The 25624-nt window shown below is 68.0% G+C and carries 24 protein-coding genes and 2 tRNA genes; 17 read left to right on the forward strand and 9 right to left on the reverse strand.

Features of this window, described 5'->3' with window-relative positions:
• Nucleotides 1-21 precede the first annotated feature (21 nt).
• From EII42_RS05405 to pyrR, 3 genes are read right to left on the reverse strand one after another with little or no spacing between them, the layout of a single operon-like run.
• A complete protein-coding gene (locus EII42_RS05405) occupies nt 22-1275 on the reverse strand; it encodes a dihydroorotase (RefSeq protein ID WP_125171094.1) in 1254 nt (417 codons plus the stop codon).
• Nucleotides 1272-2174, reverse strand: coding sequence for an aspartate carbamoyltransferase catalytic subunit (locus EII42_RS05410; RefSeq protein ID WP_125171095.1), 903 nt, complete (start codon nt 2172-2174; stop codon nt 1272-1274). The genes EII42_RS05405 and EII42_RS05410 overlap by 4 nt, the downstream gene beginning before the upstream one ends.
• Nucleotides 2171-2686, reverse strand: a complete 516-nt coding sequence (pyrR, locus tag EII42_RS05415) for a bifunctional pyr operon transcriptional regulator/uracil phosphoribosyltransferase PyrR (protein WP_125171096.1) — start codon at nt 2684-2686, stop codon at nt 2171-2173. Before pyrR ends, EII42_RS05410 begins: the two co-directional genes overlap by 4 nt.
• Here pyrR and EII42_RS12880 point away from each other — a divergent pair.
• Nucleotides 2685-2837 (forward strand): hypothetical protein, encoded by a 153-nt coding sequence (locus EII42_RS12880; RefSeq protein WP_158676416.1) that lies wholly within the window; start codon nt 2685-2687, stop codon nt 2835-2837. The two genes, pyrR and EII42_RS12880, sit on opposite strands and share 2 nt — an antisense overlap.
• Before the next feature lie 45 nt (nt 2838-2882).
• On the opposite strand, the gene pepN is transcribed toward EII42_RS12880, so the two are convergent.
• Complete coding sequence (gene pepN / locus EII42_RS05420; RefSeq protein ID WP_125171097.1) at nt 2883-5435, reverse strand: aminopeptidase N; 2553 nt, start codon at nt 5433-5435, stop codon at nt 2883-2885.
• A gap of 50 nt (nt 5436-5485) precedes the next feature.
• On the opposite strand from pepN, the gene EII42_RS05425 reads away from it, so the two are divergent.
• Genes EII42_RS05425 through EII42_RS05445 form a run of 5 tightly spaced genes read left to right on the forward strand, consistent with a single transcriptional unit; the run spans nt 5486 to nt 10204 of the window.
• On the forward strand, nt 5486-5926 hold the full coding sequence (locus EII42_RS05425) for a ribose-5-phosphate isomerase (protein WP_125171098.1): 441 nt from the start codon (nt 5486-5488) through the stop codon (nt 5924-5926).
• On the forward strand, nt 5927-6760 hold the full coding sequence (locus EII42_RS05430; RefSeq protein ID WP_125171099.1) for an Fpg/Nei family DNA glycosylase: 834 nt from the start codon (nt 5927-5929) through the stop codon (nt 6758-6760).
• Nucleotides 6709-8004: a hypothetical protein gene (locus EII42_RS05435; protein ID WP_125171100.1), complete on the forward strand. Its 1296-nt coding sequence runs from the start codon at nt 6709-6711 to the stop codon at nt 8002-8004. Before EII42_RS05430 ends, EII42_RS05435 begins: the two co-directional genes overlap by 52 nt.
• Before the next feature lie 2 nt (nt 8005-8006).
• Nucleotides 8007-8744 (forward strand): alpha/beta fold hydrolase, encoded by a 738-nt coding sequence (locus EII42_RS05440; RefSeq protein ID WP_125171101.1) that lies wholly within the window; start codon nt 8007-8009, stop codon nt 8742-8744.
• 50 nt (nt 8745-8794) lie between these two features.
• Nucleotides 8795-10204, forward strand: a complete 1410-nt coding sequence (locus tag EII42_RS05445; RefSeq protein WP_125171102.1) for a tyrosine phenol-lyase — start codon at nt 8795-8797, stop codon at nt 10202-10204.
• 3 nt (nt 10205-10207) lie between these two features.
• Here the strand turns inward: EII42_RS05445 and EII42_RS05450 are convergent, their stop codons facing one another.
• The 3 genes from EII42_RS05450 to EII42_RS05460 all read right to left on the reverse strand — a co-directional run bounded on the left by EII42_RS05450 (nt 10208) and on the right by EII42_RS05460 (nt 12284).
• Entirely contained in the window at nt 10208-10648 is a 441-nt protein-coding gene (locus tag EII42_RS05450) for a hypothetical protein (protein WP_125171103.1), read from the reverse strand.
• Nucleotides 10649-10677: 29 nt separating this feature from the next.
• Entirely contained in the window at nt 10678-12003 is a 1326-nt protein-coding gene (locus EII42_RS05455; RefSeq protein ID WP_125171104.1) for a DUF2254 domain-containing protein, read from the reverse strand.
• 208 nt (nt 12004-12211) lie between these two features.
• Nucleotides 12212-12284 (reverse strand) — tRNA-Pro (locus EII42_RS05460).
• A 102-nt stretch (nt 12285-12386) separates the two neighbouring features.
• Here EII42_RS05460 and EII42_RS05465 point away from each other — a divergent pair.
• The gene (locus tag EII42_RS05465; RefSeq protein ID WP_125171105.1) at nt 12387-12995 is read left to right on the forward strand and encodes a hypothetical protein; all 609 of its coding nucleotides are present in this window, start codon (nt 12387-12389) and stop codon (nt 12993-12995) included.
• A gap of 45 nt (nt 12996-13040) precedes the next feature.
• Here the strand turns inward: EII42_RS05465 and EII42_RS05470 are convergent, their stop codons facing one another.
• Together EII42_RS05470 and EII42_RS05475 are read right to left on the reverse strand one after the other, a co-directional pair.
• A complete protein-coding gene (locus tag EII42_RS05470) occupies nt 13041-13415 on the reverse strand; it encodes a cytidine deaminase (protein ID WP_125171106.1) in 375 nt (124 codons plus the stop codon).
• Between the two features lie 199 nt (nt 13416-13614).
• A tRNA-Gly gene (locus EII42_RS05475) sits at nt 13615-13685 on the reverse strand.
• Nucleotides 13686-13823: 138 nt separating this feature from the next.
• Here EII42_RS05475 and tig point away from each other — a divergent pair.
• From tig to clpX, 10 genes are all read left to right on the forward strand, one after another.
• Nucleotides 13824-15185 (forward strand): trigger factor, encoded by a 1362-nt coding sequence (gene tig / locus EII42_RS05480; protein ID WP_125171107.1) that lies wholly within the window; start codon nt 13824-13826, stop codon nt 15183-15185.
• A gap of 169 nt (nt 15186-15354) precedes the next feature.
• Nucleotides 15355-15921, forward strand: a complete 567-nt coding sequence (locus EII42_RS05485) for an ATP-dependent Clp protease proteolytic subunit (RefSeq protein ID WP_125171128.1) — start codon at nt 15355-15357, stop codon at nt 15919-15921.
• A 41-nt stretch (nt 15922-15962) separates the two neighbouring features.
• Complete coding sequence (locus EII42_RS05490; protein ID WP_125171129.1) at nt 15963-16559, forward strand: ATP-dependent Clp protease proteolytic subunit; 597 nt, start codon at nt 15963-15965, stop codon at nt 16557-16559.
• Between the two features lie 321 nt (nt 16560-16880).
• Nucleotides 16881-18062 (forward strand): glycosyltransferase family protein, encoded by a 1182-nt coding sequence (locus tag EII42_RS05495; RefSeq protein WP_125171108.1) that lies wholly within the window; start codon nt 16881-16883, stop codon nt 18060-18062.
• Nucleotides 18059-19264, forward strand: coding sequence for a glycosyltransferase (locus EII42_RS05500; RefSeq protein WP_125171109.1), 1206 nt, complete (start codon nt 18059-18061; stop codon nt 19262-19264). Before EII42_RS05495 ends, EII42_RS05500 begins: the two co-directional genes overlap by 4 nt.
• On the forward strand, nt 19261-20409 hold the full coding sequence (locus EII42_RS05505; RefSeq protein ID WP_125171110.1) for a glycosyltransferase family 4 protein: 1149 nt from the start codon (nt 19261-19263) through the stop codon (nt 20407-20409). The genes EII42_RS05500 and EII42_RS05505 overlap by 4 nt, the downstream gene beginning before the upstream one ends.
• On the forward strand, nt 20393-22153 hold the full coding sequence (locus EII42_RS05510; protein WP_125171111.1) for an ABC transporter ATP-binding protein: 1761 nt from the start codon (nt 20393-20395) through the stop codon (nt 22151-22153). The genes EII42_RS05505 and EII42_RS05510 overlap by 17 nt, the downstream gene beginning before the upstream one ends.
• Entirely contained in the window at nt 22146-23207 is a 1062-nt protein-coding gene (locus EII42_RS05515; protein WP_158676417.1) for a phosphotransferase family protein, read from the forward strand. Before EII42_RS05510 ends, EII42_RS05515 begins: the two co-directional genes overlap by 8 nt.
• Nucleotides 23207-24214 carry a phosphotransferase gene (locus EII42_RS05520; protein ID WP_125171113.1) on the forward strand — a complete coding sequence of 336 codons (1008 nt, stop codon included), beginning with the start codon at nt 23207-23209 and terminating at the stop codon, nt 24212-24214. Before EII42_RS05515 ends, EII42_RS05520 begins: the two co-directional genes overlap by 1 nt.
• Nucleotides 24215-24238: 24 nt before the next feature.
• Entirely contained in the window at nt 24239-25564 is a 1326-nt protein-coding gene (gene clpX / locus EII42_RS05525) for an ATP-dependent Clp protease ATP-binding subunit ClpX (protein WP_199729804.1), read from the forward strand.
• The last annotated feature ends 60 nt before the right edge of the window (nt 25565-25624 follow it).

Raw genomic sequence — 25624 nt, forward strand, 5'->3', positions numbered from 1 at the left:
CGGCTCCGCCCCCGCCTACGCTCAGCGACGGTGGGTGATCCGGCCCGCCCACATGGTCAGCCGCACCGGGTCGGGCAACTCCAGGCCGTGGTACGGGTTGTTCCGGCTCAGCGACGCCGAACGGTGCTTGTCGACGACGGCGCGGGCCGTCGGGTCCACCAGCACCAGGTTCGCCGGCTCCCCGGCGGCCAGCGGACGACCCTGCTGGGCCAGCCCCGCCAGCCGGGCGGGCGCGTGGCTCATCCGCTCGGCGATGCCCGACCAGCCCAGGCGATCCAACGCCAGCTCCATGATCACCGCGAGCGCCTGCTCCAGCCCCAGCATGCCCGGGCGGGCGTCGGCGAAGGCATGATCCTTGTCCTGAGGTGCATGCGGGGCGTGATCCGTGCCCACCACGTCGATGGTGCCGTCGATCAGCGCCTCCAGAATCGCCTCCCGATGCTCGGCTGTGCGCAGCGGCGGGTTCACCTTGAACGTCGTGTCGTAGCCCGCCAGCAGCTCCGTGCCGAGCAGCAGGTGGTGCGGGGTCACCTCCGCGGTGACCTGCACGCCGCGTCGCTTGGCCCACCGCACCACTTCCACCCCCTCCGCGGTGGAGATGTGGCACACGTGCACCCGGGAACCCGTGGCCTCGGCCAACATGACGTCGCGGGCGATGATCGCCGACTCCGCGACCGGCGGCCAGCCGCCGAGCCCGAGCCGACCCGACAGCTCCGACTCGTGGCAGCACGCGCCCGGCCCGGCCAGGTTGGCGTCCTGCGCGTGCTGGGCGATGACCCCGCCGAACGGTTTCACCCATTCGAGCGCCCGGCGCATGATCGCCGCGTCCATGACGCACAACCCGTCGTCGGAGAACATGCGCACATTCGCCCGGGAACGGTTCATCAGCGCCAGCTCGGCCAACTCCTTGCCGCCCAGGCCCTTGGTGATGGCGCCGATGGGCGCCACCTGCACCAGGCCGGCCTGCTCGCCCAGGCGTGCGATGTGCTCGGCCTTCTCCGCGGTGTCGGTCACCGGCTGGGTGTTCGCCATCGCACACACCGCCGTGTAGCCGCCGCGGGCGGCGGCCAACGACCCGGAGGCGACGGTCTCCGCGTCCTCCCGGCCCGGCTCCCGGAGGTGCGTGTGCGGATCCACCAGGCCCGGCAGTGCCACGAGCCCGCTCGCGTCGATCACCTCCGCGTCGGGCGCCTCAGCGACGAACCTGCCGTCGCAAACGACAAGATCGGTGACGGTGCCGTCGGGCAGCTGGGCACCAACGATTCGGTAGTTCATTCGTTACCTGCCAAAAGGTGATAGAGCACGCTCATCCGCACGGCAACGCCGGCGGAGACCTGGTTCAAGACGATGGATCGGGGGTCGTCGGCCGCCGCCGACGAGATCTCCAATCCGCGATTCATGGGGCCCGGGTGCGCGATCACGGCCCCAGGCTTCAGCAAGGCCAGCCGGGCCGCGGTCAACCCGTACAGCGCGATGTACTCCCGCTCGCTCGGGAAGAACCCGCCGGCCATTCGCTCGCGCTGCACCCGCAGCATCATGCAGGCATCCACCTCCGGCAGCACCGCGTCCAGGTCGTAGGACACCTCCACCGGCCAGGACTCGACACCGGGAGGCAGCAGGGTGGGGGGAGCCACCAGCACGACGTGCGCGCCCAGCTTGTTGAGCAGCAGCACGTTGGAGCGCACCACCCTGGAATGCAGCAGGTCGCCCGTTATCGACACGGTCCGGCCGGCCACGTCGATCCCCATCGCATACGAGTCGAGCAGCGCCTGCGTCGGATGCTCGTGTGTGCCGTCGCCCGCGTTCACGACGCCGGCGCGCACCCACTGCCGGGCCTGGTGAACGGAGCCCGAGCCGGGGTGGCGCATCACGATCGCATCCACCCCCATCGCGTCGAGGGTCAGGAGAGTGTCGCGCAGCGACTCGCCCTTGCTCACGCTGGAGCCCTTCGCCGAGAAGTTGATGGCGTCGGCGGACAGCCACTTCGCGGCGATCTCGAACGAGGAGCGGGTGCGCGTCGAGTCCTCGAAGAACAGGTTCACCACCGTGCGCCCCTTCAACGCGGGCAGCTTCTTCACACTCCGCCGCTGCACGTCGTGCATCTCGCGCGCCAACTCCAGGATGGACAGCGCGTCGTCGCGGGTGAGGTCGTTGATGCTGGTCAGGTGCTTCATTCGGGCCTCGCCTCGATCAGCACGGCGTCCTCACCGTCGAGTTCCGACAGGTGCACGACTATCCGCTCCTGGTGGGCCGTCGGGATCCTCCGCCCGACGATGTCCGCCTGGATCGGCAACTCACGATGGCCGCGATCCACCAGCGCGACCAGCTGGACGCGCCTGGGCCGACCCAGATCCGCCAGGGCGAGCAGCGCCGCCTGGACGGTCCTGCCCGAGTAGAGCACGTCGTCGACGAGCACCACCACTTGGTCGTCGATCGACGCGGGCAGCACCGAGCGCTGCGCCACCCGCGTGGGCTGCGAACGCAGGTCGTCGCGGTACATCGTGATGTCCAGCTCGCCCACCGGCACGCCCAGCTCGGCGCCCAGGCGGCGCGCCAGCGGCACCCCGCGGGTGACGATGCCCAACAGCAGGAAATCCTTGCCTTTGTTCTGCTCGACGATCTCGTGAGCCATTCGCGTCAGCGTGCGGCTCATCTCCTCGCCATTCATCAGGTAGGCTGCACCCATGATTTTCCTTGAAACCCTCCCAGGTTGGCCTGAAGCCGAGCCCACCTCGGCCCTGTTCTTGTGGATGTTGATGGTCATCGGCCCGATCCTTGCCTGCGCGGCGATCACCGCAATCGTATTGGCCAGCGGCTGGGCGAAGAAGAAGGACTGAAAAACAATCGCCAAAGTGGAATCCACTTTGGCGATTGTTTGCTCATCAGCTGCGGCTCTTCTCCTGCGCTCGCAACGCGCGTTCGGCGTCGTCGAGACATTCCCGAACGATCCGCAGCACCTGCTGGCTCGGCGAGTTGTCGTCCAGCCACGACCGGACGCGGGCCACCAGCTCCGCCGAGACCAGCGGCGTCGGGAACAAGCCCCTCACGGCGGCGGCGATGGCAGCGTAGCCGCGTTCCGCCCACGACCCCCGACGCTGCGAGATGTCGCCCAGCAGAGCCAGGTACTGGTCGGTGAAGTCGAAGTCCTGACCGTACTGCCAGAACCCGAAACACACCTGGCGGTGGGTCTCGTTGGGTAGCTCCGGCTCGTCGGTGGCGAGCCGCCAGGCCCGCTCCTTCTCCTCAGCCACCGGCAGCGCGGCGCGCGCCCCGGCCGCCCGCTCGGCACCGGCCGACGTGTTGTCGTGCTCGGCGCGCTCGGCCTCCACATCGTCGGCGCTGATCTTGCCCGCCGCAGCCAGCGCACCGACGACGGCCCAGCGCACGGCCGTGTCGATCGCCAGGCCCTGCGGCACCTCCTCACCGGAGAGCCAACCCTGCACCAGCTCCAGCGCGGCATCCGATTCGGCGGCGCTGATGAGCGCCTTGGCGATCATCACCTGCTTGTCCGAGCCGGGCTCCGCCTCCTTCAGCAGCAGCGCCAGCCCGGAGACCAGCGTGGCGTTCACGTCGTCGCGCAGCTCCGGCGCCGTGTAGCCCTTGGACGCGACCCGGGCCCGGTTCAGCAGCGTCGACATGGCGGCCATGTCACGCTCGCTCGGCAGGCCCGCGAGCACCAGCTCGACGTAGCGCTGGGGGGCGAGCACACCGTCGCGCACCATGTCCCACATGGCCGCCCAGCTGACGGCACGGGCCAGCGGGTCGCTCAGGGGGGTGGACAGCTTCGCGAGCGAGGCCTCATCGAAGCGCACCTTCGTGAAGGTCAGGTCGCCATCGTTGAGCAGCACGATGTCGCCGCGCTGCTTGCCCATCAGCTCTTCGACGGTGGTGCGCTCGCCGGCGACATCCACCTCGACGTACTCGCTGCGCTCGCCCGCCGTGTAGCAGCCGATACCCACGCGATGCGTGCGCAGGGTCGGCCAGTCGGGGTGCGCGGACTGCACGATCTCGAAGCGGGTGAAGCGGCCCTCATCGTCAACGTCGAAGTCTGCGGTCATCGTGTTGACGCCCGCGGTTTCCAGCCACTCGGCGGTGAACCAGGCCAGGCTCTTGCCCGACGCGGCCTCCAGCTCGGTGAGGAGGTCGGCCAGCTCGGTGTTGCCGTAGGCGTGCTTCTTGAAGTACTCGCTGACGCCACTCAAGAACGCCTGCTCGCCCACGAAACTCACCAGCAGCTTCAGCACCGAGGCGCCCTTCGCGTAAGTGATGCCGTCGAAGTTCTGCTCCACCTTCTCCAGATCCGACGAGTCGGAAGCGATGGGGTGCGTGGTGGGGTACTGGTCCTGGTTGTAGGCCCAGCCCTTGCGCTCGTTCGAGAACGAGACCCAGGGGTTGGCGTCCCCGCCGTGGCGGCGCTGAATCCTGTCGGCGGCGAAGTGGCTGGCCCACTCCGCGAACGACTCGTTCAGCCACAGATCGTCCCACCACCGCATGGTCACCAGGTCGCCGAACCACATGTGGGCCAGCTCGTGCAGGATCGTGTTGTCCCGCGACTCCAGCTCGCGGGCGGTCACCCGGGAACGGAACAGGTACTCGTCACGGAAGGTCACGCAGCCGGCGTTCTCCATCGCGCCGAAGTTGTATTCCGGCACGAAGATCTGGTCGTAGGTGCCGAAGGCGTAAGGCACGCCGAAGGCCTCCTCGAACACCTCGAAGCCGCGCTGCGTGGTGGTCAGGATGCGCTCGTGGTCGAGGTACTCAGCCAGCGATTGGCGGCACGCCACGGCGGCCGGGAGTTCACCGGACGCGGAGCGGATGGTGGAGCGCACGACGTGATACTCGCCCGCGACGAGCGCCGTCAGGTAGGTGGGCAGCAGCTTGGTGGGCTCGTGCGCCCAGCGAGCAAATCCGTCGGCGATGGGCTCCGGGGTGGCTGCCGCCGCGTTGCTGAACACCGTCCAGCCCTCGGGCGCATCCACCGTCAATTGGAAGGTGGCCTTCTGGTCGGGCTGTTCGAAGGTCGCGTACATGCGGCGGGCGTCCGCGGTCTCGAATTGTGAATAGAGGTAGGTGCGTCCGTCGGCGGGATCGACGAAGCGATGTAGACCCTCGCCAGAGCGGGAATAACGCATCACCGCAGTGATCTCGACAAGATGTTCCCCCTCCGCCAAGTTGAGCGGCACGCGGTAGCCGTCGAAGGCCGTCGCGTCCAGCGGCTCGCCATCCAAGGTGGCGGCACGGATCTCGTCTGCAATCAGATCCAGGTGGGTCTGCCCAGCCGCCGAATCAAACGAAAACCGGGTTGTGGAGACGAACTGTCGCTCAGGGTCCTGCACGTCTCGCCCGGTGAGATCGACGTGGACCTCGTAGGCGCGGGCGGAGACAATTTCGGATCGGGCGCGAGCTTCGTCGCGCGTGATATTGGCTGTCGACATGTCTTACAGACTAGTGCACCAAGACGACTTCTCCGTGCAATAGTTGTGCCATGCGAGTACATATTGCGACGGATCACGCCGCTTTTGAAGTGAAGAATTACCTCGTTGAGCGGCTCCAGGAGGCCGGGCACGACGTCGTGGACCACGGCGCACACGTCTACGACGCCGCCGACGACTACCCCACCTTCATCATTCCGTGCGCGGAGGCGGTCGCCGCCGAGAGCGCGCTGGGCGTCGTGCTGGGCGGCTCCGGCAACGGGGAGCAGATCGCGGCCAACAAGGTCCGGGGCATCCGCGCAGCGCTCGCATACAACACCGAGCTGGCCCGCCTGGCGCGGGAGCACAACAACGCGAACATCCTTTCCCTGGGCGGCCGCATGCAGCCGCAGGAGGAGGCGTGGGCGATGGTCGAGACGTTCCTGGCCACCGAGTACACCGGTGAGGAGCGCCACCAGCGGCGCATCGACGCGATCTCGGCCTACGAGGGTTAGTTGCCCGAAGGACACGTGATCCATCGGTTGGCCCGGGAACTCACCGACTTCAGCGGCCGGCCGCTCAGCGTCTCGTCGCCGCAGGGCCGGTTCGCCGTCGAGGCGGCCGCGCTGGACGGCTCCCCGCTCGTGCGGGCCGAGGCGATCGGCAAACACCTGCTCCTCGCGTTCGACGTCCCCGAGCCCGGCCACGTCCACATCCACCTCGGACTGATCGGCAAGCTGCGGATCGGCCCGCTGGCCGAGCCGCGCGGCATCGTCCGGCTGCGGATCGCCGACGGTGAACGCGCGGCCGACCTGCATGGCCCCCAGTGGTGTCGGCTGATCGGCGAGGCGGAGCGCGACCACGTGCTGGCTTCGTCGGGACCCGACCCGCTGCGCCCGGACGCGGACCCCGACGCCGGATTCGCGCGGGTGCGCCGATCCGGTCGGCCCATCGCCCAGCTCCTGATGGACCAGCGGGTGGCCGCGGGCGTGGGCAACATCTTCCGCGCCGAGGCGCTGTTTCGCGCGGGCCTCGACCCGCTGGTCCCGGGCAGGGACATCAGCCGCGCCACCTGGGAGGTTCTCTGGGCGGACCTGGTGGGGTTGATGACCCCGGCGGTCGACGCCGGGCGCATCGACACCGTGCTGGCGGAGCACTCGCCGGAGAGTCAGCAGCGTCCGCCGCGCGACGACCCGCACGGGGGAGAGGTCTACGTCTACCGCCGGGCCGGCGACCCCTGCCTGGTGTGCGCCACCCCGGTCAGGGCGCGCGTGTTGGACGGCCGAAACCTCTACTGGTGCCCGAGATGTCAGCGGCGAAGGACGGCTCGGCCGCTGGCGGGCGGGTGATCGCGCGCGGTTACGCTTGGGGGCAGTGCCCCGGCCGGCCGACGTCGGGCGGGCGGTGCCTGATTCTGCAGGAGGCGATAGTGCGAGTTCACGACATCTCGGTGGCGCTGCACGTGCCGGAGCCGTGGCGACCCGTGCCCGACGAGGACCACCTGCGCTGGTCCCACCCGACGGGGGCGCGGCTCGTCGCGAAGGTGCGCGCGGGCGACCGGACCCGGTTGGAGCTGACCTGCCTGCCGGCCGAATCAGTGGCCCACCTGCCGCCGCCGACGGTCACCCTCGACTCGGAGCACCCGCTGGTGGGCTGGCTGGCGGGCGCGAGCGCGGAGGTGGTGGCGCTCACCCCGTCGGGGCCGGTGCACGCGGTGCAACGCCGCGGGTTCTGCTCGGGCACCCTGGCGGAGCTTGGCTTGTTTCCGGAGCCGCTCGTCGTCGCGCCCGGGCATCCGCTCACGAGCCATTGGGTGGTGGAGCGGCTGCCGGGCGACCTGCTCACGCTGCCCCCGGAGCCCGACTGGGTGCCCGGGGCGCGCTACCTGGCCGACGGGGAAGAACTGGAACTGTGCTGCCCCGACGGGGTGGTCACCGGTGTCGGATTCCAGGAGTGCGACGACGGGTTCCGCCTCGTGGACCGCCCGGGGCTGCACGTCGCAGAGGTCGGGGGCCCCACCGGGATCACCCGACTTGAGGTGGGGTGGTTTGCGGACTGGCGGCTGCTGCTGGCCGGGGCGCGGGCGCGCGCCGAGGGCGATCTCTGGTGTTACCTGACGAGCCTGTGCGCGCAGCCCGACCTGGACGAGCTCGACGTGCGGCTCGCGCAGGCGCTGGAGGAGCCCACGCTTTGGGCCGTGCTGGCCGCCGGGCAGGCCGTCGGGCTGGGGCTGATCGATTGGGAGCAGGCCCGCCGGGCGGCCGAGCGCACGCTGCCCACCCTGGACCTGCCCGGAAAGCTGGCATTGGTGGCGCGCGGGCTCGCGGAGGTGGGCTGCGTCGTCGGGGAGCGGCTGGGGGCGCGCGCCTACGAGGGGCTGGCCCGCTTCGGCTTCGGCAGGCTCGTCACCGGCTACCCCGACGGCGCGGAACGCGAACTGCTTCCCGTCAGGTTCTGGCTCGCGGGGCTGGGGGAGGGCCCGCTCGGGGTGCGGGTGGGCGCGATGCTCGCCCGGGCGTCGGCGAGGGCCCGCTGCCGCGCCTCGGAGACCTTCGACCCGCAGGCGGTCGCCTGGCTGTCGCTGGAGCCGTGACCATGAAGCCGCTGGTTATTCTGGTGCACGGCACCCGCATCACCAAGGAGGAGTGGGCGGGCTACGACGAGCTGCTGCCGCAGGCCGAGGTGCACGCCTTCGACCTGCCGGGCCACGGCGATCGGCAGGAGCTGCGCTGCACCCGGACCCACATCCTGGACGCCTTTGACGCCGCCCTCGCCCGGCGCAGACCGGGCCAGCCGGTGATCCTCGTCGGCCACAGTCTGGGCGGCTACTTCAGCATGTGGTACGTCGCGCGGCGTCGCCCCGACCTGGCCGCGCTGGTGCTGGTGGGCGCAACCGCCGACCCCGCACGCCCGCTGGCGGCGGTCTACCGGGGGTTCGCGAAGCTGCTCGACTGGGTGGGGGCCGAGCGGATGACGCGCTTCGTCAACCGGGTGGTGCGCCTGGTGGGGGTGAAGGAGGTGCAGCCGGGGCCGGAGCTGTACGAGGCGTTGGGCGAAGCCTGGCAGCTAGTGTTCGACGAGTGCGGGCCCGAGCGGCTGCACGGAGTCGAGACGCCGGTTTGGATCATCAACGGCCAATGGGATCAGATGAGGTTGGACGCGCGGGCCTATGCGGAAGCGGCGGGCGGCGCGCAGCAGATGATCGTGCCTGGGGCAACGCACCTGCTGCCGTTGACGCACCCCGAGCAGTTGGCGGAGCGCCTGCGAACCATTTGCGCATCCGTTGCCGGATCGTCGGGCGTTTTCGCCGCGCGCGAGACCAAATCGGCCTAGCATCGTCAGTGGACCGGGCAAGGGAGCCCGGCGAGAGGAGAAGATCACCCATGGCAAGCCTCCACACGATGGGCCAGCAGCAGGACCGCCGAAGCTGGGCCGAGCCTTACAAGATCAAGGCTGTGGAACCGATTCACCTGACCACCCGCGAGCACCGTGAGCGGGCCATTGCGGAAGCTGGCTACAACACCTTCTTGCTGCACAGCAAGGATGTCTACATCGATCTGCTGACCGACTCCGGCACCAACGCGATGAGCGACAGGCAGTGGGCGGGGATGATGCTCGGCGACGAGGCGTACGCGGGAAGTGAGAACTTCTACCACCTGGAACAGGCCGTCAAGGACTGCTACGGCTACGAGTACCTGGTGCCCACCCACCAGGGGCGGGGCGCGGAGAACCTGCTGTCCTCGACCCTCATCAAACCCGGGGACCACGTGCCCGGGAACATGTACTTCACTACCACCCGCTACCACCAGGAGGCCAACGGAGCCACCTTCCACGACATCATCATCGACGAGGCGCACGACACGTCGAGCCTCCACGAGTTCAAGGGCGACGTGGATCTGGCGAAGCTGGAGCGGCTGATCGACGAGGTGGGCGCCGACAAGATTCCCTACGTCTGCGTCGCGGCCACGGTGAACATGGCGGGCGGGCAGCCCATCTCGATGGCAAATATCAAGGCGGTGCGGGAACTCACCGCCAAGCACAGCATCCCGATCTACCTCGACGCGACGCGCGCGGTGGAGAACGCCCTGTTCATTCAGGAGCGCGAGCCGGGCTACGCGGACAAGTCGGTGGCGGAGATCCTCAAGGAGTTCTGCTCGTACACCGACGGCGCCACCATGTCGGGCAAGAAGGACCCGATCGTCAACATCGGTGGCTGGCTGTCTACCAACAACCGGGAGGTGTTCGAGGAGGCGCGCAACCTCGTCGTGGTCTACGAGGGGCTGCACACCTACGGCGGCATGGCGGGGCGTGATATGGAGGCGATGGCCATCGGCATCCGCGAGTCGGTGCACGACGACCACATGAAGTCGCGCGTCGGGCAGGTCCGCTACCTGGGGATGCTGCTGGAGCAGTGGGGGGTGCCGTTCGTGAAGCCCGTCGGCGGGCACGGCATCTTCCTCGACGCCCGCGCGTTCTACCCGCACCTGGAGCAGGACCAGTTCCCCTCTCAGACGCTGGCCTGGCAGCTCTACGTGGATTCGGGGGTGCGCGCGATGGAGCGGGGCATCGTCTCGGCGGGCCGCGACCCGATCACGGGCGATCACCGGCGGCCGAAGCTGGAGCTGACGCGGCTCACCATCCCGCGGCGCGTCTACACACAGGCACATCTCGACGTGGTGGCCGAGTCGGTCAAGGAATGCTACGAGCAGCGCGAGGGCGTGAAGGGCCTGCGCATGGTGTATGAGCCGCGTTATCTGCGGTTCTTCCAGGCTCGGTTCGAGCCGCTGTCCTGAGCGCTAGCCGGCGGGCGGGGTGCGCCTCGCCCGCCGGGCTTCCGCCAGGGCGAAGAGCGCGGAGAGGAGACAACTTGCGCCCCCGGCCACGGCCAGCCAGGCGGCCGGGCCGGGCGTGAACACGACGAGACCCCCCGTCGGCTGGCCATCCGCGGTGACGCCGTCCCAGAGGAGGTGGCCTTCGAGGCTGGGGAAGTGGAAGGCAATCGTCGTCGCGCAGAAAGCCAGCACGACGACGGGCACCCAGGCCCGCATCCGACGGGGAAGAGTTGCGGCCACCGCCGCGAGCGCCGCCACCGCGAGCAGCGTTACGGTTGGCGGCGGGTCCGCCTGCTGCTGCCAACCGGGGTCATCCGCGGTGATCCAGTCGAGTCGGGTCGCGGCGACGAGCAGCGCGGCACCGGCGAGGGCCAGCAGTTGGTGGAGGATTCTCGGGGCCTGCATATCACCCAAGGCTACGGGCTCAGCCAACGTCAGCCGTGGGCCTCCTCCTGCTCCGCTGCTGCCACGGCCAGGCGTCGGTGATGCTCGGCGCGCCGGGTCAGTTCGTCCAGAGCGGCCACGGTGCGGTGCATCGAGTTGCGTTCGGCGCGTGTGCGCAGTTCGGCGACGTATTCGTCGGCGTGGCCCACGAGGTGGGCGTGGTAGTTGGCGGACTCCACGCCCAGCGCCAGCTGCGCGAGCGCGCAGTAGACGTTGTGGTCCTCCCCGATGTACGGCATCAGCTGGTTGAAGAGGTCGTCGAGCAGTTCCCGCTGGCGGGGTGGGCGCCAGTAGACGCGGGGTGTGCCATCGTCGTCTAGAACGGCCGAGTCGAGGGCGGGCCGGGTGACGAGTTCGGCGTGCCCGGCGGCCAGTTCGTGGATGGCCGCCACGGCGGTGTAGGGGTCGTTGGTTCCGGGGGAGAGCGCTCGAACCGCCACCTCGGCGAGTTGCTGCTGGGCGAAGCGGACGTCGTGGGCGGTCTCGCGGTCGCGGGCAATGTCGATGTCGGCGGGCAGGGTGGCGGCGAGTCGCTCAGCATCGGCTGCCCCCACCCGCGCGACGGGCATCCCGGCGAGCACGTGGTCGCCGACGGCGGCTTCGAGCGCGACCCAACCGTCGGCTGCGTTCGCGTTGCGGACGATGCCCAGCAGGTCGATGCGCGCCACGTAGCCGCTGGACTTAGCGACGACGATACGACCGCCGACGGGCGCCGCCAGCTGCGCGGTGCGGGCCGGGGCGAATCTGTAGACGTTCTCGACGACGCGGCGCAACTGGTCCGAGACCGTGACCGTGATTGCGGAGACGCGCGTGGATGACGCCATGTGGTGGATGAATGAGATGAGCAGGAAAACGTTGACGATCGCCAGGATCAGCGCGACGAGCACCGCCACGCGGGGGACGAAGGAAGTGCCGTCTTCGAGGTTGGAGCGCAGCCAACGCGAAACCAGGATGGTGTAGACGAAGGTGCTGACCAGCAAGCCTAGGGTCCACTGGTTACGGCGGTCGCTCATGAAGTTGCCGACGAGGCGCGGGCCATAGCTGGTGGAGGCGGTGACGATCACCGAGACCGTGATGGAGAACGCGGTGGCGGCCGCGCCGAAGGTGCCTCCGCCGATCGCGCTCAGCAGGCCACGTGAGCCGTCGATGCCGAAGCTGAGTGCGGTGCTCTGCCACCACTGGGCGCCGCTGGCCTGGAGCTGGCGGTCGAGCAGCACTAGCGTTTCCGCCGCGCCGATGGCGCTGAGCACACAGAACACCGGAACAAACCAGAAGCTCGACCAGATGTGTTTCAGCTTGCGGGTGAGTTTCAACATCCGACGATGCTACCGGCTGGTTTCTCGGTTAGTTAGGGCGCCTGCTGGTCGCCCACGCGCCAAACCTGTTGCAGAGCCGTGCCACACCTTGCGCAGGATGACACCCTTTCAGATTCAGAGCGATCGCTGCACAGCGTGAAGCAGCGTGAAGACGTAAAGAAACCCTGCGGCAGGCAGTGATGCCTCGTCGCGGGGTTTTCTTGTGCAGTCGGGGCGACAGGACTCGAACCTGCGGTCTCCTGCTCCCAAAGCAGGCGCGCTAGCCACTACGCTACGCCCCGGTCCCGTTGTGCGGGCCTGAGCAGTCTACTGCAAAACGGGCCCGGGTGGGGAATGCGCTCACTCGGGACATCGTCGGGTGATTCCGGTGTTAGTTTGCGTCTGTGAGTGTTGAACGGTTGCGCGGCGGGTTCGCCCGGGCAAGGCCCACGCCGGAGGCGCTTCAGCTGAGTGGGGGTGAGGTGCTGGTGCCCGAGCACCAGCTGATCGAGCGCTGCACCGTCCTGCCCAATGATTCCAACCGCTGCGGCTGGGTGGCGGCGAGTATCCTGTTGCGCTATTGGCAGGCGCGCCTGCCTCGGCTCGGGCTGATCGGTGCCGCGCATCTGGCTGGCGACGACATTGTCGCGCCGGAGAACGGCCCGGATCTCGCCGACGTGCTCCGCGGCCCTGGCCACAATGCGTCGTGGGGGGCCAGCGTGGCGCGGGGGCTGAACCACTATCTGCGCGCTCGGGGGCTGGCGGCGTCGGCGGCCTGGCGGCCCCTGGCGCTGGGCGCGCGCCACGAGATTGAGCAGGGGCGCCCCGTGATCCTCTTCGGCGACTTCCCCGGTGCCGGCTACCACGCGGTGCTGGCTTACGGGTTGACGTCAAACAGGCGCAGGTTCGTCGTGCACTACGGCTGGCACGATCTGACGATGCTGCCGGTGGGTGGCATGATCGGCTCTGTCACGACGCTCACCTGGCCTACCTTTGTGGGCGTCCGGCCCTGAGGAGGGGCCCCGCCCGCGGCCCGTGTTCGTCGCCAGTCACGCCGGTCAGGCGTCCGCCTCGGGGCAGATCGACGATGGGCGCCAGCCCTGCGCTTCGTCAGGCTCCAAGAACACGGTGGCCCAGTAGTCGACGTGAATGTCCCCGAGCTTCTTCCAGAGCCATGTTGTGGGATCTTCGCGGCTGGCGACACCGACGATGATGTCAGGCCCATGGATCGCCAGCCGCTCGCGGCACACGCCGCACGGGCTGAGGATGAGGTGCCTGCCGGACGCGTCTCGCGACAGGCAGATGGAGGCGACAATGCGTTGGTTCAGCCGGTGGGCCGCGCAGAACGGCTCCGTCTCGTGGCACAGCTCTACGCTGGGGTTGAGGACTTGCGGCGCGGTGCCCACGACGATGCTGCCATCCGCGAGCAGCATGGCGGCGGCCCGTCGGGGCTGTTACCTGTGGGAAAGCGTGTGGCGATGAGACTCCGGCAGGCATCGACCAGAGCTTCCAGGTGCTGATCCATGCAGGCACCCTATCGAGAGGCCGAACCGGCACGTCGCCCCCGGGACGGCTCCCGAAACCGGGCCTGACCCCCGAGTGGGCTGCGGCAGCCGGGAGATCCGGCATTCGAGCGGATGACGGGAATCGAACCCGCACCACCAGTTTGGAAGACTGGGGCTCTACCATTGAGCTACATCCGCGAACGACCGGAGTCTAGCATCCCGTCCGGGCCGAGCAACAACTCGCTGTCGGGCGGCGGCGTGCCCGAACTAGGTGTGAGTTGACACAAGTGGCTAGGATTGCACAGTCACAATCGTCATTATCAGGAGACTAGTTTCGTGCCCAGCACCATCGAGCAGCTCAGCCCCACGCGGGTGAAGCTCACCGTCGAGATCCCGTTTGCCGACCTCAAGCCGCACCTCGACAAGGCGTACAAGGAAATCGCAGGACAGGTGAACATTCCCGGCTTCCGCAAGGGAAAGGTGCCGGCGGCCGTCATCGACCAGCGCTTCGGCCGGGGCGTCGTGCTGCAGGAGGCTATCAACGCTGCGCTTCCGCTGGCCTACAACGCAGCCGTGCAGGAGCACGAGCTGGCTCCGCTCAGCCAGCCCGAGGTGGACGTCACCAAGCTTGAGGACAACGAGTTGGTCGAGTTCACGGCCGAGGTGGATGTTCGCCCCGCCTTCGACCTGCCCGAGTTCGACAAGGTGGCCGTCGAGGTTGATGCGGCCGAGTCTGTCGAGGAGGGCATCGAGGAGCGCATCGAACTGCTGCGCAAGCGCTTCGCCACCCGCAAGGAGGTCGAACGCAAGGCCAAGAAGGGCGATGTCGTAACGGTCGATCTCAAGGCCAGCCAGAACGGCGAGGCCCTCGACGACGCGTCCGCGGAGGGCGTGCCGGTCGAGTTGGGCGCGGACAAGAACCTGCTCGACGGCCTGGAGGACGCGATCGTCGGGCTGAAGGCCGGCGAGAGCGCCACCTTCACCTCGAAGCTGCTCGGCGGCGCCCACCGTGGCGAGGAGGCCGACATCGAGGTCAGCGTGAGCAAGGTCGAGGAGCAGGAACTGCCCGAGGTCGACGAGGAGTTCGCGCAGATGGTCTCCGAGTTCGACACCGTCGAGGAGATGCGCGAGGACCTGCGGAAGGCCGTCGAGGCCGCCGCCAAGCAGAAGCAGCTCATGGTTGCGCGCGACAAGGTGGTGGAGGCCATCGTCGAGGCCACCAGCTTCGAACTGCCCGAGAAGCTTCTCAAGAGCGAACTCGACGCCCGCCGTCAGCAGGTTGAGCGCCAGCTCGCCGGCGCTGGGTTGAGCATCGAGCAGTACCTGGAGCAGTCCGAGGAAGAGGAGGCGAAGACCGCCGACGAGTTCTGGGCGGAGCTGGCCAAACAGTCCGAGCAGGCGCTGCGTGCGCAGATCATCCTCGACAAGTACGCGGAGGAGAACAAGGTTGAGGTGTCCCAGCAGGACCTCACCGAGCTAATCTTCCAGAAGGCCCAGATGAACGGCACCACGCCGCAGCAGGAGATCCAGCACATGATGGAGCACGACCACATGGCGGCCTGGATGGGTGAGGTCCGACGCAGCAAGTCGCTGGCCGCGATCTGCGACTCCGCGGTCATCAAGGACGTCGATGGCAACGTCGTCGAGATGCCGAAGTTCGAGGAGAGCGAAGCAGCGGAAGAGTCCGATCAGGCCTGAGTCACGGCTGATCGGTTGAGGGCGGTTCCCGGCGCGGGGCTGCCCTCAACCCTGCGTGCTCTCGACGGGCGAACGCGAAGGGTTGGGTCTGCCGCCCGGTGCCGGTAAGTTATTACTCGTGACTGATTACAACCTCCCGACCGCAAGCGGTCATGGCGGGGGCCTGGGGATGAACGACAACGTCTACCAGGCTTTGCTGGCCAACCGCATCATCTTCCTGGGCTCCGAGGTGCGCGACGAGAACGCCAACGCGATCTGTGCGCAGATGCTTCTGCTGAACGCGGAGGATCCCAAGCGCGACATTTACCTGTACATCAACTCGCCCGGCGGCTCGGTGGACGCCGGCATGGCCATCTTCGACACCATGCAGTGGATCAGCAACGACGTGGCGACGGTGGCGATGGGCCTGGCGGCGTCCATGGGACAATTCCTGCTGTCGGCGGGTACTCGGGGCAAACGGTTTGCGCTGCCGCACAGCCGCATCATGATGCACCAGCCGTCGGGCGGGTTGGGAGGCACCGCGTCGGACATCCGCATCCAGGCGGAACAGTCGCTGCATATCAAGAAGACGATGGCGCGGCTCATCGCCGAACACACCGGCCAGAGCGTCGAGCAGATCGAGGTGGACTCGGACCGCGACCGCTGGTTCACCGCCGAGCAGGCACTCGAATATGGCTTCATCGACCACGTCTACGAGCGTGCGTCGCAAATCAAGTCGGAGGGACCCAACAAGTGAACGACCTGACGCTCTCCGGCGGCGCTGCGCTGCGCCCGACGATGGACTACTACATCCCGCAGTGGGAGGAGCGCACCAGCTACGGGATGCGCCGCATCGACCCGTACACCAAGCTCTTCGAGGACAGGATCATCTTCCTCGGCACTCCGATCAGCGACGAGATCGCCAACGCGGTGATGGCCCAGCTGCTGTGCCTGCAGTCAATGGACGCCGACCGGCCGATCTCGATCTATATCAACTCGCCCGGAGGCTCCTTCACAGCGCTGACCGCAATCTACGACACCATGCGCTACATCAAGCCCGAGGTGCAGACCGTGTGCCTGGGGCAGGCCGCCTCGGCGGCAGCGGTGATCCTCGCCGCGGGGGCGAAGGGAAAGAGGTTCGCGCTGCCGAACTCGCGGATCCTGATCCACCAGCCCGCGACGGAGGGCGGCCGCGGGCAGTCGTCGGATTTGGAGATCCAGGCGCGCGAGATCCTGCGCATCCGTGCACTCATGGAGCAGATGCTCGCCGACGACACCGGCCAGAGCGTGGAGAAGATCTCCAGGGATATCGAGCGTGACAAGTTCCTGACCGCGCAGGAAGCCAAGGAATACGGCATCATCGACGACATTTTCGTCCCGCGCAAGCAATCCTGAACCAGTCACCACTTCGGCCCCGGAAATCCTGCTCCGGGGCCGAATTCTTTTCCCGCAGCGGCGATTGTCGCCCAGAGCGGCGGGGGGAGCAGGACTGCGACGCGGTGAACGCGCCCACGCGGGAAGTCCGGGGCCGACGGGGCAGACGATACCCCGGCCGGTTGAATGCGGGGGACGGTCGGTGCGGAGGAAGAGGAAGGCCGAGCGGCAACTAACTGGGTGTCGCACATCCTGAGGCTTTTGTGAGAGTTCTCTCAGGTAGGGCTCATAGCTCTGTTACCTGAACACGGTTGACTCTTTACCAGCAGGAAGGAGGCGACAATGTTCTCGTCGCGTAACCCGCGCCCGTGGCGCATCGCACTTTACTCGCACGACTCTTTGGGACTCGGCCACGTGCGCCGCAATCTGGCGCTGGCGCACGCCTTGAGCGAACACATTCCGGCAGAGACCGACCGGCAGATCACCGGGCTGCTCTTCACCGGTTTCGACTCGGTCTCCGAGCAGCTGCCCTCCGGTTTCGATCACGTTTCTCTCCCCGGGCTGAGCAAGGAATCCGGCAGCTATCAGCCTCGCAGGCTCGACGTCTCCATGACGCGGCTTGTCAGGATCCGCTCCCAGCTGTTGGCGTCGTCGATGATGGCCTTCGAACCCGATCTGGTGATCGTGGACCGGCACGCGCTCGGCTTCCGCGGCGAGTTCGAATGGGCGCTGCGCCGCCTGCGCGAGGACCGCCCCCAGGTGGCGATAGTGCTGGGCCTGCGCGAGGTGCTCGACGAGCCGGAGGCCGCCGCAGCGGAATGGCGTCGCTTGGGATCACCTGATCTGGTTGCTGACCTGTACGACGCGATCTGGCTCTACGGTGACCCCCGGGTGCACGACGCGCTAAGCACCGGCGAGGTGCCCACCCAGCTGGCCGGTCTCGTCACCCACACCGGATACCTCTCGAACGGTCGGCCGCGGCGCGACGTGGCTGCCGAGCGGCCCTATGTGCTCACGATGGTGGGTGGCGGCGCCGACGGCGGCGCGCTTTGCCGGGCAGCCGCCGGAGCCGTCGCCCCCGAGGGGCACGACCACATCGTCGTGACCGGGCCGCAGATGAGCGACGAGGAATACCACGAGATCGCCGCTCAAGCCGGAGCCGGAACCCGGGTCGTGCGCACGGTGCCCGACGGGCTGGCCACCATGCGCGGCGCGGCGGCGCTGGTCTCGATGGCCGGGTACAACACCGTCACCGAGGCGTTGTCTCTGCCGATCCCGCACCTGCTGGTGCCCCGCAGCGAGCCGCGCAAGGAGCAACTCATCCGGGCGCAGGGGCTGGCCGCCGTCGGCGCGGCCGACTACCTCGACGCCGCAACCCTCACCCCGCAGCAGCTCACCGGCTGGTTCGCCTCCGCGGTGGGCAAGCACGTAAGCAAGACACAACTACACCTGGATGGGCTGAGCCGAGTTGGGAAGCTCGCAGCCGAACTCCTCACCACTCACCGCAAGGAGGCCGTGGCATGACCACCGCATACGTTCTGAAGGTTTACCCACGTTTTTCGGAGACCTTCATTGTCACCGAGATACTCGCGCGCGAGGCCGCCGGCGAGCGGCTGCGCATCTACGCCACCCGGCCCACCAGCGACGCTCGCTTCCATCCGGAGATCGCGATGGTTCAGGCGCCCGTGACCCACCTCTCGCATCCTATCGAGCTGCCGACGCCGTTCGAGTCCTTGCTGTCGCTGCGGGCGAGCGTCCCTCAGCTGTTCGAGCGCATCCAAGAACTGCTGCCGGTGTTGGAACGCAGCGACGGGCGGGATATCGCGCAAGCCGTGCAGATCGCGTCGCGGCTGCACTCCGACGGCGTCACCCACCTGCACGCGCACTTCGCCACCTCGGCGGCCCGGGTGGCCTGCATCGCGGCCGGGCTGACAGGGATCACCTGGTCGGTCACGACGCACGCCAAGGACATCTTCCACGAGGAGGTCGATCCGGCGTTGCTGCGTGCGCTGCTCACGCGGGCACACAAGGTGATTGCGATCAGCCAATACAACTACGACTATCTGCTGGCCCGGTTCCCGGAGTTGGCCGGGCACGTCGAGCTGGTGCGCAACGGGCTTGAGCTCGACCGCTTCACCTACGCCGATCCGCAGCCGATTGAGGGGCCGCTCAAGGTGTGCGGGGTCGGGCGTCTGGTGGAAAAGAAGGGATTCGACATCCTGCTGCGCTCCGTGAGCGAGGCCCGCGCCCGCGGCACGGAGTGCGATGTGCGCATCGCGGGCGATGGTGGCCTCCTGCGTGAACTCACCCACCTCGCGAACGTCCTCGGCGTCGCCGACTGCGTCACTTTCCTGGGTCCTCGCTCGCAGAGCGAGATCGTGCGGTTGCTGGAGTGGGCCGACGTGATGGCCGCGCCCTGCGTCGTCGGAGCTGACGGCAACGCGGATGGTCTGCCCACCGTGCTGTTGGAGGCGATGGCCAAAGGCGTCGTCGTGGTCTCCACCCGGGTTACGGGTATCCCGGAAGCGATCCGGGGCACGATTGAGGAACCGGAGACGGGGATCCTCCTCGAACCTGGCGACCACGCGTCGCTGAGCGACGCGCTGGTTGCGCTGGCCAGCCCCAGCTTCCCGTACCGTCAGGTGGCGCGCTCCGGGCGAGCCTATGTGGAGCAGGAGCACGATTCGGCCGTGCAGGCGCTCAAAGTTCAGGCGGTGAACCGATGATCGCCTACGTTTGCGTGGATCCTGGCATCCCCGTATTCGGCACGAAGGGTGCCTCGGTACACATCCAGGAGATCGTTCGGGCCTGGCGTGCGCTCGGCCACGATGTGCATATTTACTGCACGCGACTCGGCGACGAGCGCCCCGCCGACCTGGCGGACGTGCCGGTGACTCACATCCCGGTGGGGAAGGGCACGGGAGCCACCGAGCGGGAGCGCGCCGCCAGCCGGGAACGGGAAGTGGCGGCCGCTGCCCAGCAGATCGCCCGGATGATCAAACTCTCCGGCGCGCGGGCAGTGTACGAGCGTTACTCGCTGTTCTCGACCGTGCTGGCGCAGGTGAGCGCCAAGCTTGGCATCCCCGGGTATCTGGAGGTGAACGCTCCCCTCGTCGAAGAACAGCTGAAGCACCGGATCCTGGTCGACGAGGAGCGCTGCTGGGCGGAACTCCGCGCGCAGCTGCGGGCAGCCCGGAGGGTGGCGACCGTTTCCCAGGACGTCGCGGACTGGTGCCTGCGTGTCGGTGGAGATCCTGACCTGGCCGAGCGCATCGTCGTGGCCGCTAACGGGGTGAACCTGGAACGGATTCGGCCGGTGGAGCAGGGGCCGGAGCCGGTGGTGCTGTTCGTCGGCACGCTGAAGCCCTGGCACGGCACGGAGGATCTGATTCGGGCCGCCGCGCTGGCCCGTCAGCCCTGGCGGCTGCGCATCGTCGGCGATGGCCCGGAGCGCGCCCGCCTGGAGGGATTGTCCGCAGAGTTGGGCGTCGACGTCGAGTTTGTCGGGGCGGTGGCGCCGTCGGAGATCCCGGATGCGATGGCGGGTGCCTGGGTTGCAGTGGCTCCCTACCCGGAGCAGGAGGACCAGTACTTCTCGCCGCTCAAGGTGTTCGAGTACTCGGCCGCCGCGCTGCCGGTGGTCGCGAGCAACGTCGGGCAGATTCCGGCGATCGTGGCCGACGGAGAGACGGGGCTGCTCGTGCCGCCGTCGCAGCCCGAGAGCCTGGCGAGCGCCATCGACTCCCTGGTGAGCGCCCCGGACCGGGCGCGCCGACTGGGCCTGGCCGGACGCGAACTGATGGCGCGGGAACACAGCTGGGCGAAGGTATTGGAGCGGATTCGAGGAGAGCGGGATGAAGAAACAACCTGAGCGTAGCGCGGCGCAGGCGACATTCAGCATCGTCCGGCCCCACCTGGGCAAGCATCGGATGCTCATGCTCGGCGGCGTGCTTGCGCTGCTGGCAGATGTGGCGTTGCGCGTTTTCGAGCCGTGGCCGATGAAAATCGTGGTGGATGCGCTGTCGCGTTCGCTTGGCGCGGAGACGGGCGGTGGTCCGGAGGCCAGCGTCACGCTGCTGATCCTGGCGGGTATCGCGACGGTGGTGCTCGTTGGGCTCAGAGCCTTCGCGAACTACCTGGCCACCGTGGCCTTCTCCCTCGTGGGCTCCCGGGTGGCCACCGAGATTCGCGGCCGGGTGTTCGAGCATGTGGCCAGGCTGTCGAAGCGCTACTACTCGAAGAACCGCTCCGGCGACCTGGTGCAGCGGCTCATTTCTGACGTCGGGCGCCTGCAGGAGGTGGCGGTTACCGCCGGATTGCCGATGATCGCGAACCTCATCACGCTCGTCGCGATGACGATCGTGATGCTGGTTTTGGATCCGGTGCTCGCCGCCGTGGTGGTCACCACCGTGGCCCTGTTCTGGCTCTCCTCTCGCACCTCGACGAAGAAGATCACCTCCGCATCGCGCAAGACCCGCAAAGCAGAGGGCGACCTCGCGAACATCGCTCAGGAGACCCTGGGCGCGATCCAGGTGGTGCAGGCCTACAGCCTGGAGGAGCACCTGAGCGACCGGTTCAGCGGCTCCAACACTCGCTCCCTGCGCGACGGCGTGAAGTCGCGTCGGCTGGCGGCCGGCCTGGAGCGCCGCACCGATCTGCTGGTGGGCATCGCCTCTGCCGTGGTGCTGCTGTTTGGTGGCTGGCGCGTGCTGAGCCAGGCGATGTCGCTGGGCGACCTCATCGTGTTCACCACTTACCTGAAGACGGCCATGAAGCCGCTGCGCGACATGGCGAAGTACACCGGTCGCATAGCGCGGGCCACGGCGTCGGGCGAGCGGGTGGCGGACGTGCTGAATATCCGGCCGGAGGTTCGCACGGTGTCCAATCCCCGAGAGGTGTCGAAGCTGGAGGGTGGCCTGCGGTTCAGCAAGGTGTCCGTGGAGTTCGACGGCAAGCACCCGGTGGTGCACGACATCGATTTCGAGATCGTCCCGGGGGAGCGGGTGGCCTTCGTCGGGCATTCCGGTTCCGGCAAGTCGACGCTGGCCTCGCTGATCCCGCGCCTCATCGACCCCAGCACCGGCACCATCATGGTGGACGGCATGAACATTCGTTCGCTGGAGGTGGAGTTCCTGCGCTCGCAGGTGGCGCTGGTGCAGCAGGAGGCGGTGCTGTTCACCGGTTCGGTCATGGATAACATCCGGCTGGGGCGGCTGGAGGCCACGGACGAGGAGGTCGTCGAGGCCGCCAAGCTGGCCCGGGCCCACGACTTCATTGAGCGGATGCCGCAGGGTTACGAGACGGTGATCGGCGAGCGCGGCTCCACACTGTCGGGCGGTCAGCGGCAGCGCCTGTCGATCGCTCGCGCGTTCCTGCGGTCGGCACCCATCGTCGTGCTCGACGAGGTGACCACCGGGCTGGACGGCGAGAACGCCGAAGCGGTGATGTCGGCCATCGCCCAGCTCACCGAGGGCAAAACCACGATCGTCGTCACCCACGACGACGAGGTGGCTGCGGAGTGCGACTGGGTACTTAAGCTGGAGGCGGGCCGCCTCATCTGGCAGGGCCCGGGCGAGCTATATATGTCGGACGGCAAGGAGGCGGGCGGTGACTAGCGCACTGGCTACGGCGGAGGTGTTTTTCGACGAGGACCTGCTCAGCACAACGCTGGGCAGGCCCGCCCGCGCGGTGGGGATCAGACACAAGGCGTGGCACTCCACGCTCGCCACCTTGGAGTTTCCCGACGGCGGTTCGGGCTGGGCGCTGGCCGTCGCCCCGGTGGAGTTGGTCAAGGTGGACAACACGCTGCGGCGGGCTCGCCGCAGCGGCTACCGTCTGCCGGTGGTGGAGACGGAGCACGCCACGATCGTCTACGGCCGGGCGGAGAGCGACACCCGGCTGCTCGGCGCCGCGCGCGAGGCGGCACCATTCCTGCAGGACGCGACGCTGGTGCGCTACAACCCCGCGCGTCGTGCCCTGTACCGGGCCCGCTGGGGCGAGCACATCGTCGGGGTTCGGCTGCACGCCCAGGAAGGGGAGGCAGCGGCGCTCGCGGACCGCGCGCTTCAACTGCGGGCCGGGCGGGTGTCGACGATCGCCGCCATGGCCGCGGACGAGCATGTGAGCGTGTGGCCGTGGCAGCCTGGCGGAGATCTGTTGGCCTACTCGGGCGATCGGACTGGCTGGGCCCGCCGGGCGGGCCGCGAACTGGCGGCGGTGCACCGAGTCGGTGCCACGACGGTGTTGCAGCCCGGGCGTCAGCTGGCGCAGCTGGCGACGGACCTCGGTCAGCTCGACCCTTACTTGGGCAGGCGTTTCGCGGAGCTGCTGGCCAGGCGGGAGCTGCCGCAGGACGATCTCGTTTCCTGCCACGGTGACTTCTCGGCCGACCAAATCTTGGTGGGTAGGGGGGTCAAGCTCATCGACTTTGACCGGTTCACCATGGCGCCCAGAGGGCTGGACATCGGCAGTTACCATGCCGTTGAAATCTTGCACGGACAGGAGCCCACCACCGAGCATCTCGTCGGGGGCTACGGACAGCCGGTTGCCTGGCAGCAGTGGGTGTTCGTTGGGCTGGCCAACCGGGTCCTGGACCCGTTCCGGGAGGCCAACCCACGCTGGCGTGAGCTGATCTCGGACAGGCTGAATCAACTGGGAGAGTGGTTGTGATGAGGATTCCGTTGAGTATCGCGGGCGTGGAGATCGAGCGCGCCTGGCCGACGGCTGATGAGACCTTCGTGGTCGAGGGCCGCGACGCGAGCGGGGCCGTCCGGGCGGGCCGGATCGTGGCGACGGCGGACGGATTCGAGGCGGACATCCCACCCAGTAAGCACGACCCGAAGCTGCCGCAGCTCGCCGACGCGCCCGGCGAGCTGGTGGGGCACCGCGCGGGAAAGCGGGCGGTGCTGCGCAACGGGGACGAGTTTTGGAAGGTGGTGCGCTCGAAGAAGGCCGACGGCCTGCTGCGGGTGAACGCGTTTGGTGCGGAGCTGGCCAGCGCGGCGGGGTTCACGACGGCGACGCCGAGGCTCGTCGCTCCCGGGGTGTTGGCGACCGACCGGCTGCCGGGGGTGGGCTTGAAGCGGGCCGGCGAGTCGTGGCAGGCGGCGTGGGACCGTTGGGCACAACTGTGGCCCGGGTTCATCGCGCAGCTACCGGAGGGCCTGGTCGTGCATAGGCCGGCGGACGAAGCGCAGGTGTTGGAGCACTGGATCGGCACGGCGGTGGGGCGCGGGCTGATCGACGATGGCTCGGGCGCCGCGCGGGCCGCCGCTCGCCGGATTGGTGAGCGGCTCGTCGCGGAGAGCCCGGCGCTGGCTCTCTCCCACCGGGATTTGCACGACGGCCAGATGCTCTACGACCCCGAGACAGGGCAGCTGAGCATTCTGGACCTGGACACGCTATCCCTGGCGGAACCGGCGCTGGATCTGGGCAACCTGGCCGTGCACGCCGTGTGGCGCGCGGTGCAGGGCACCTGGAGCAGGGCGGAGGCCGACGTCGTGTTGCAGGCGGTGATGACGGCCGCTGGGCATGCCGGGGTGAGTCCGCACCGGGTGCAGCTGGCGCAGGCGGCGACGGCGCTTCGGCTGGCCGCGGTGTACTCGTACCGGCCCCGCTGGCGCGCGCTGGCTCGTCGCTGGCTGGACACCTGGTTGACGAAACCGGTGCTGGGCTGAGAAGGTTCGCGTCGCAGTGCCGGAATGCCCCCGGGAGTCGGTAGGCTGTATGTCGTCGGCAAACGAAAGGGGCATGTGGTGCGCGGAGACGCCCCCGAGGTCTACAAATGCGACTTCTGCAGCAAATCGCAGAAGCAGGTCAAGCGGCTTATCGCCGGTCCTGGTGTTTACATCTGTGATGAGTGCATCACGGTGTGCAGCGAGATGATCGAGGAAGAATTTGCGGATAGCCCGGAGGTGGTGGCGCGCGCGGCGTTGCCGAAGCCGCGCGAGATCTGCGAGTTTCTCGACAGCTACGTCATCGGCCAGGAGCGGGCTAAGAAGTCGCTGTCCGTGGCGGTCTACAACCACTACAAGCGCACCCGCACGGAGCCGCGCAAGGCGCGTCGCAGCGACGCCGAGGAGGTGGAGATGGGCAAGTCCAATGTGCTGCTCATCGGCCCCACCGGCTGCGGCAAGACCTACCTGGCGCAGACGCTGGCCCGGATGTTGAACGTCCCGTTCGCGATGTGCGACGCCACTGCGCTCACCGAGGCGGGCTATGTCGGCGAGGACGTGGAAAACATCCTGCTCAAGCTGATCCAGGCCGCCGACTTTGACATCAAGCGTGCTGAGCGGGGCATCATCTACATTGATGAGATCGACAAGGTGGCGCGCAAGGCGGAGAACCCGTCTATCACCCGCGACGTCTCCGGTGAGGGCGTGCAGCAGGCGCTGCTGAAGATCATCGAGGGAACGGTGGCTGCGGTGCCCCCGCAGGGCGGGCGTAAACATCCGCACCAGGAGTTTCTGGAGATCGACACCCGCAAGATTCTGTTCATCGTGGGTGGTGCCTTCGCCGGTCTTGAGGAGATCGTGAGCAGGCGCGTGGGCAAGCAGCCGGTTGGTTTCATCAACGATGACCCCATCAAGGTGCTGTCTGACGATCCGCTGGACGACGTGCGGCCCGAGGATCTGCACGCCTTCGGGCTGATCCCCGAGTTCGTTGGCCGACTGCCGATGATCACCAACGTCGCCCCGCTCGACAAGGATGCGCTGATGCGGATTCTGACGGAGCCGAAGAATGCGCTCACCAAGCAGTACCAGAGGCTGCTCGACCTGGACGGCGTCGAGTTGGAGTTCACTGAGGACGCGATTGAGGAGATCGCGGAGCTGGCCCTGGCGCGCGGCACAGGGGCGCGCGGGCTGCGCTCCATCGTCGAGAACCTGCTGCTGGATGTGATGTTTGAGGTGCCGAGCGACGAGGACGTGGTGCTGGTCAGGGTCACGGCGGACGCGGTGACCGGAGCGGACTCCCCGCAGCTCATCACCCGCGACGAGATCGAGGCTCGACGGGGGCTGACGGCCTAGGCCTTGTCTACGAATCTCCGGCAGCTATCCCGCTGCGGTGCCCCGCCCGAGGGGCGCGGG

This window comes from Tessaracoccus sp. OH4464_COT-324, from assembly GCF_003932855.1.
GTDB lineage: Bacteria > Actinomycetota > Actinomycetes > Propionibacteriales > Propionibacteriaceae > Arachnia.

Excerpts from the sequence above, each read along its gene's own strand:
- EII42_RS05405 (WP_125171094.1), bottom strand. The coding sequence starts at position 1,275 with ATGAACTACCGAATCGTTGGTGCCCAGCTGCCCGACGGCACCGTCACC.
- EII42_RS05410 (WP_125171095.1), bottom strand. The coding sequence starts at position 2,174 with ATGAAGCACCTGACCAGCATCAACGACCTCACCCGCGACGACGCGCTG.
- EII42_RS12880 (WP_158676416.1), top strand. The coding sequence starts at position 2,685 with ATGATTTTCCTTGAAACCCTCCCAGGTTGGCCTGAAGCCGAGCCCACC.
- pyrR (WP_125171096.1), bottom strand. The coding sequence starts at position 2,686 with ATGGGTGCAGCCTACCTGATGAATGGCGAGGAGATGAGCCGCACGCTG.
- pepN (WP_125171097.1), bottom strand. The coding sequence starts at position 5,435 with ATGTCGACAGCCAATATCACGCGCGACGAAGCTCGCGCCCGATCCGAA.
- EII42_RS05425 (WP_125171098.1), top strand. The coding sequence starts at position 5,486 with ATGCGAGTACATATTGCGACGGATCACGCCGCTTTTGAAGTGAAGAAT.
- EII42_RS05440 (WP_125171101.1), top strand. The coding sequence starts at position 8,007 with ATGAAGCCGCTGGTTATTCTGGTGCACGGCACCCGCATCACCAAGGAG.
- EII42_RS05445 (WP_125171102.1), top strand. The coding sequence starts at position 8,795 with ATGGCAAGCCTCCACACGATGGGCCAGCAGCAGGACCGCCGAAGCTGG.
- EII42_RS05450 (WP_125171103.1), bottom strand. The coding sequence starts at position 10,648 with ATGCAGGCCCCGAGAATCCTCCACCAACTGCTGGCCCTCGCCGGTGCC.
- EII42_RS05455 (WP_125171104.1), bottom strand. The coding sequence starts at position 12,003 with ATGTTGAAACTCACCCGCAAGCTGAAACACATCTGGTCGAGCTTCTGG.
- EII42_RS05470 (WP_125171106.1), bottom strand. The coding sequence starts at position 13,415 with ATGCTGCTCGCGGATGGCAGCATCGTCGTGGGCACCGCGCCGCAAGTC.
- EII42_RS05485 (WP_125171128.1), top strand. The coding sequence starts at position 15,355 with ATGAACGACAACGTCTACCAGGCTTTGCTGGCCAACCGCATCATCTTC.
- EII42_RS05490 (WP_125171129.1), top strand. The coding sequence starts at position 15,963 with ATGGACTACTACATCCCGCAGTGGGAGGAGCGCACCAGCTACGGGATG.
- EII42_RS05495 (WP_125171108.1), top strand. The coding sequence starts at position 16,881 with ATGTTCTCGTCGCGTAACCCGCGCCCGTGGCGCATCGCACTTTACTCG.
- EII42_RS05500 (WP_125171109.1), top strand. The coding sequence starts at position 18,059 with ATGACCACCGCATACGTTCTGAAGGTTTACCCACGTTTTTCGGAGACC.
- EII42_RS05505 (WP_125171110.1), top strand. The coding sequence starts at position 19,261 with ATGATCGCCTACGTTTGCGTGGATCCTGGCATCCCCGTATTCGGCACG.
- EII42_RS05510 (WP_125171111.1), top strand. The coding sequence starts at position 20,393 with ATGAAGAAACAACCTGAGCGTAGCGCGGCGCAGGCGACATTCAGCATC.
- EII42_RS05520 (WP_125171113.1), top strand. The coding sequence starts at position 23,207 with ATGAGGATTCCGTTGAGTATCGCGGGCGTGGAGATCGAGCGCGCCTGG.
- clpX (WP_199729804.1), top strand. The coding sequence starts at position 24,239 with ATGCCCCCGGGAGTCGGTAGGCTGTATGTCGTCGGCAAACGAAAGGGG.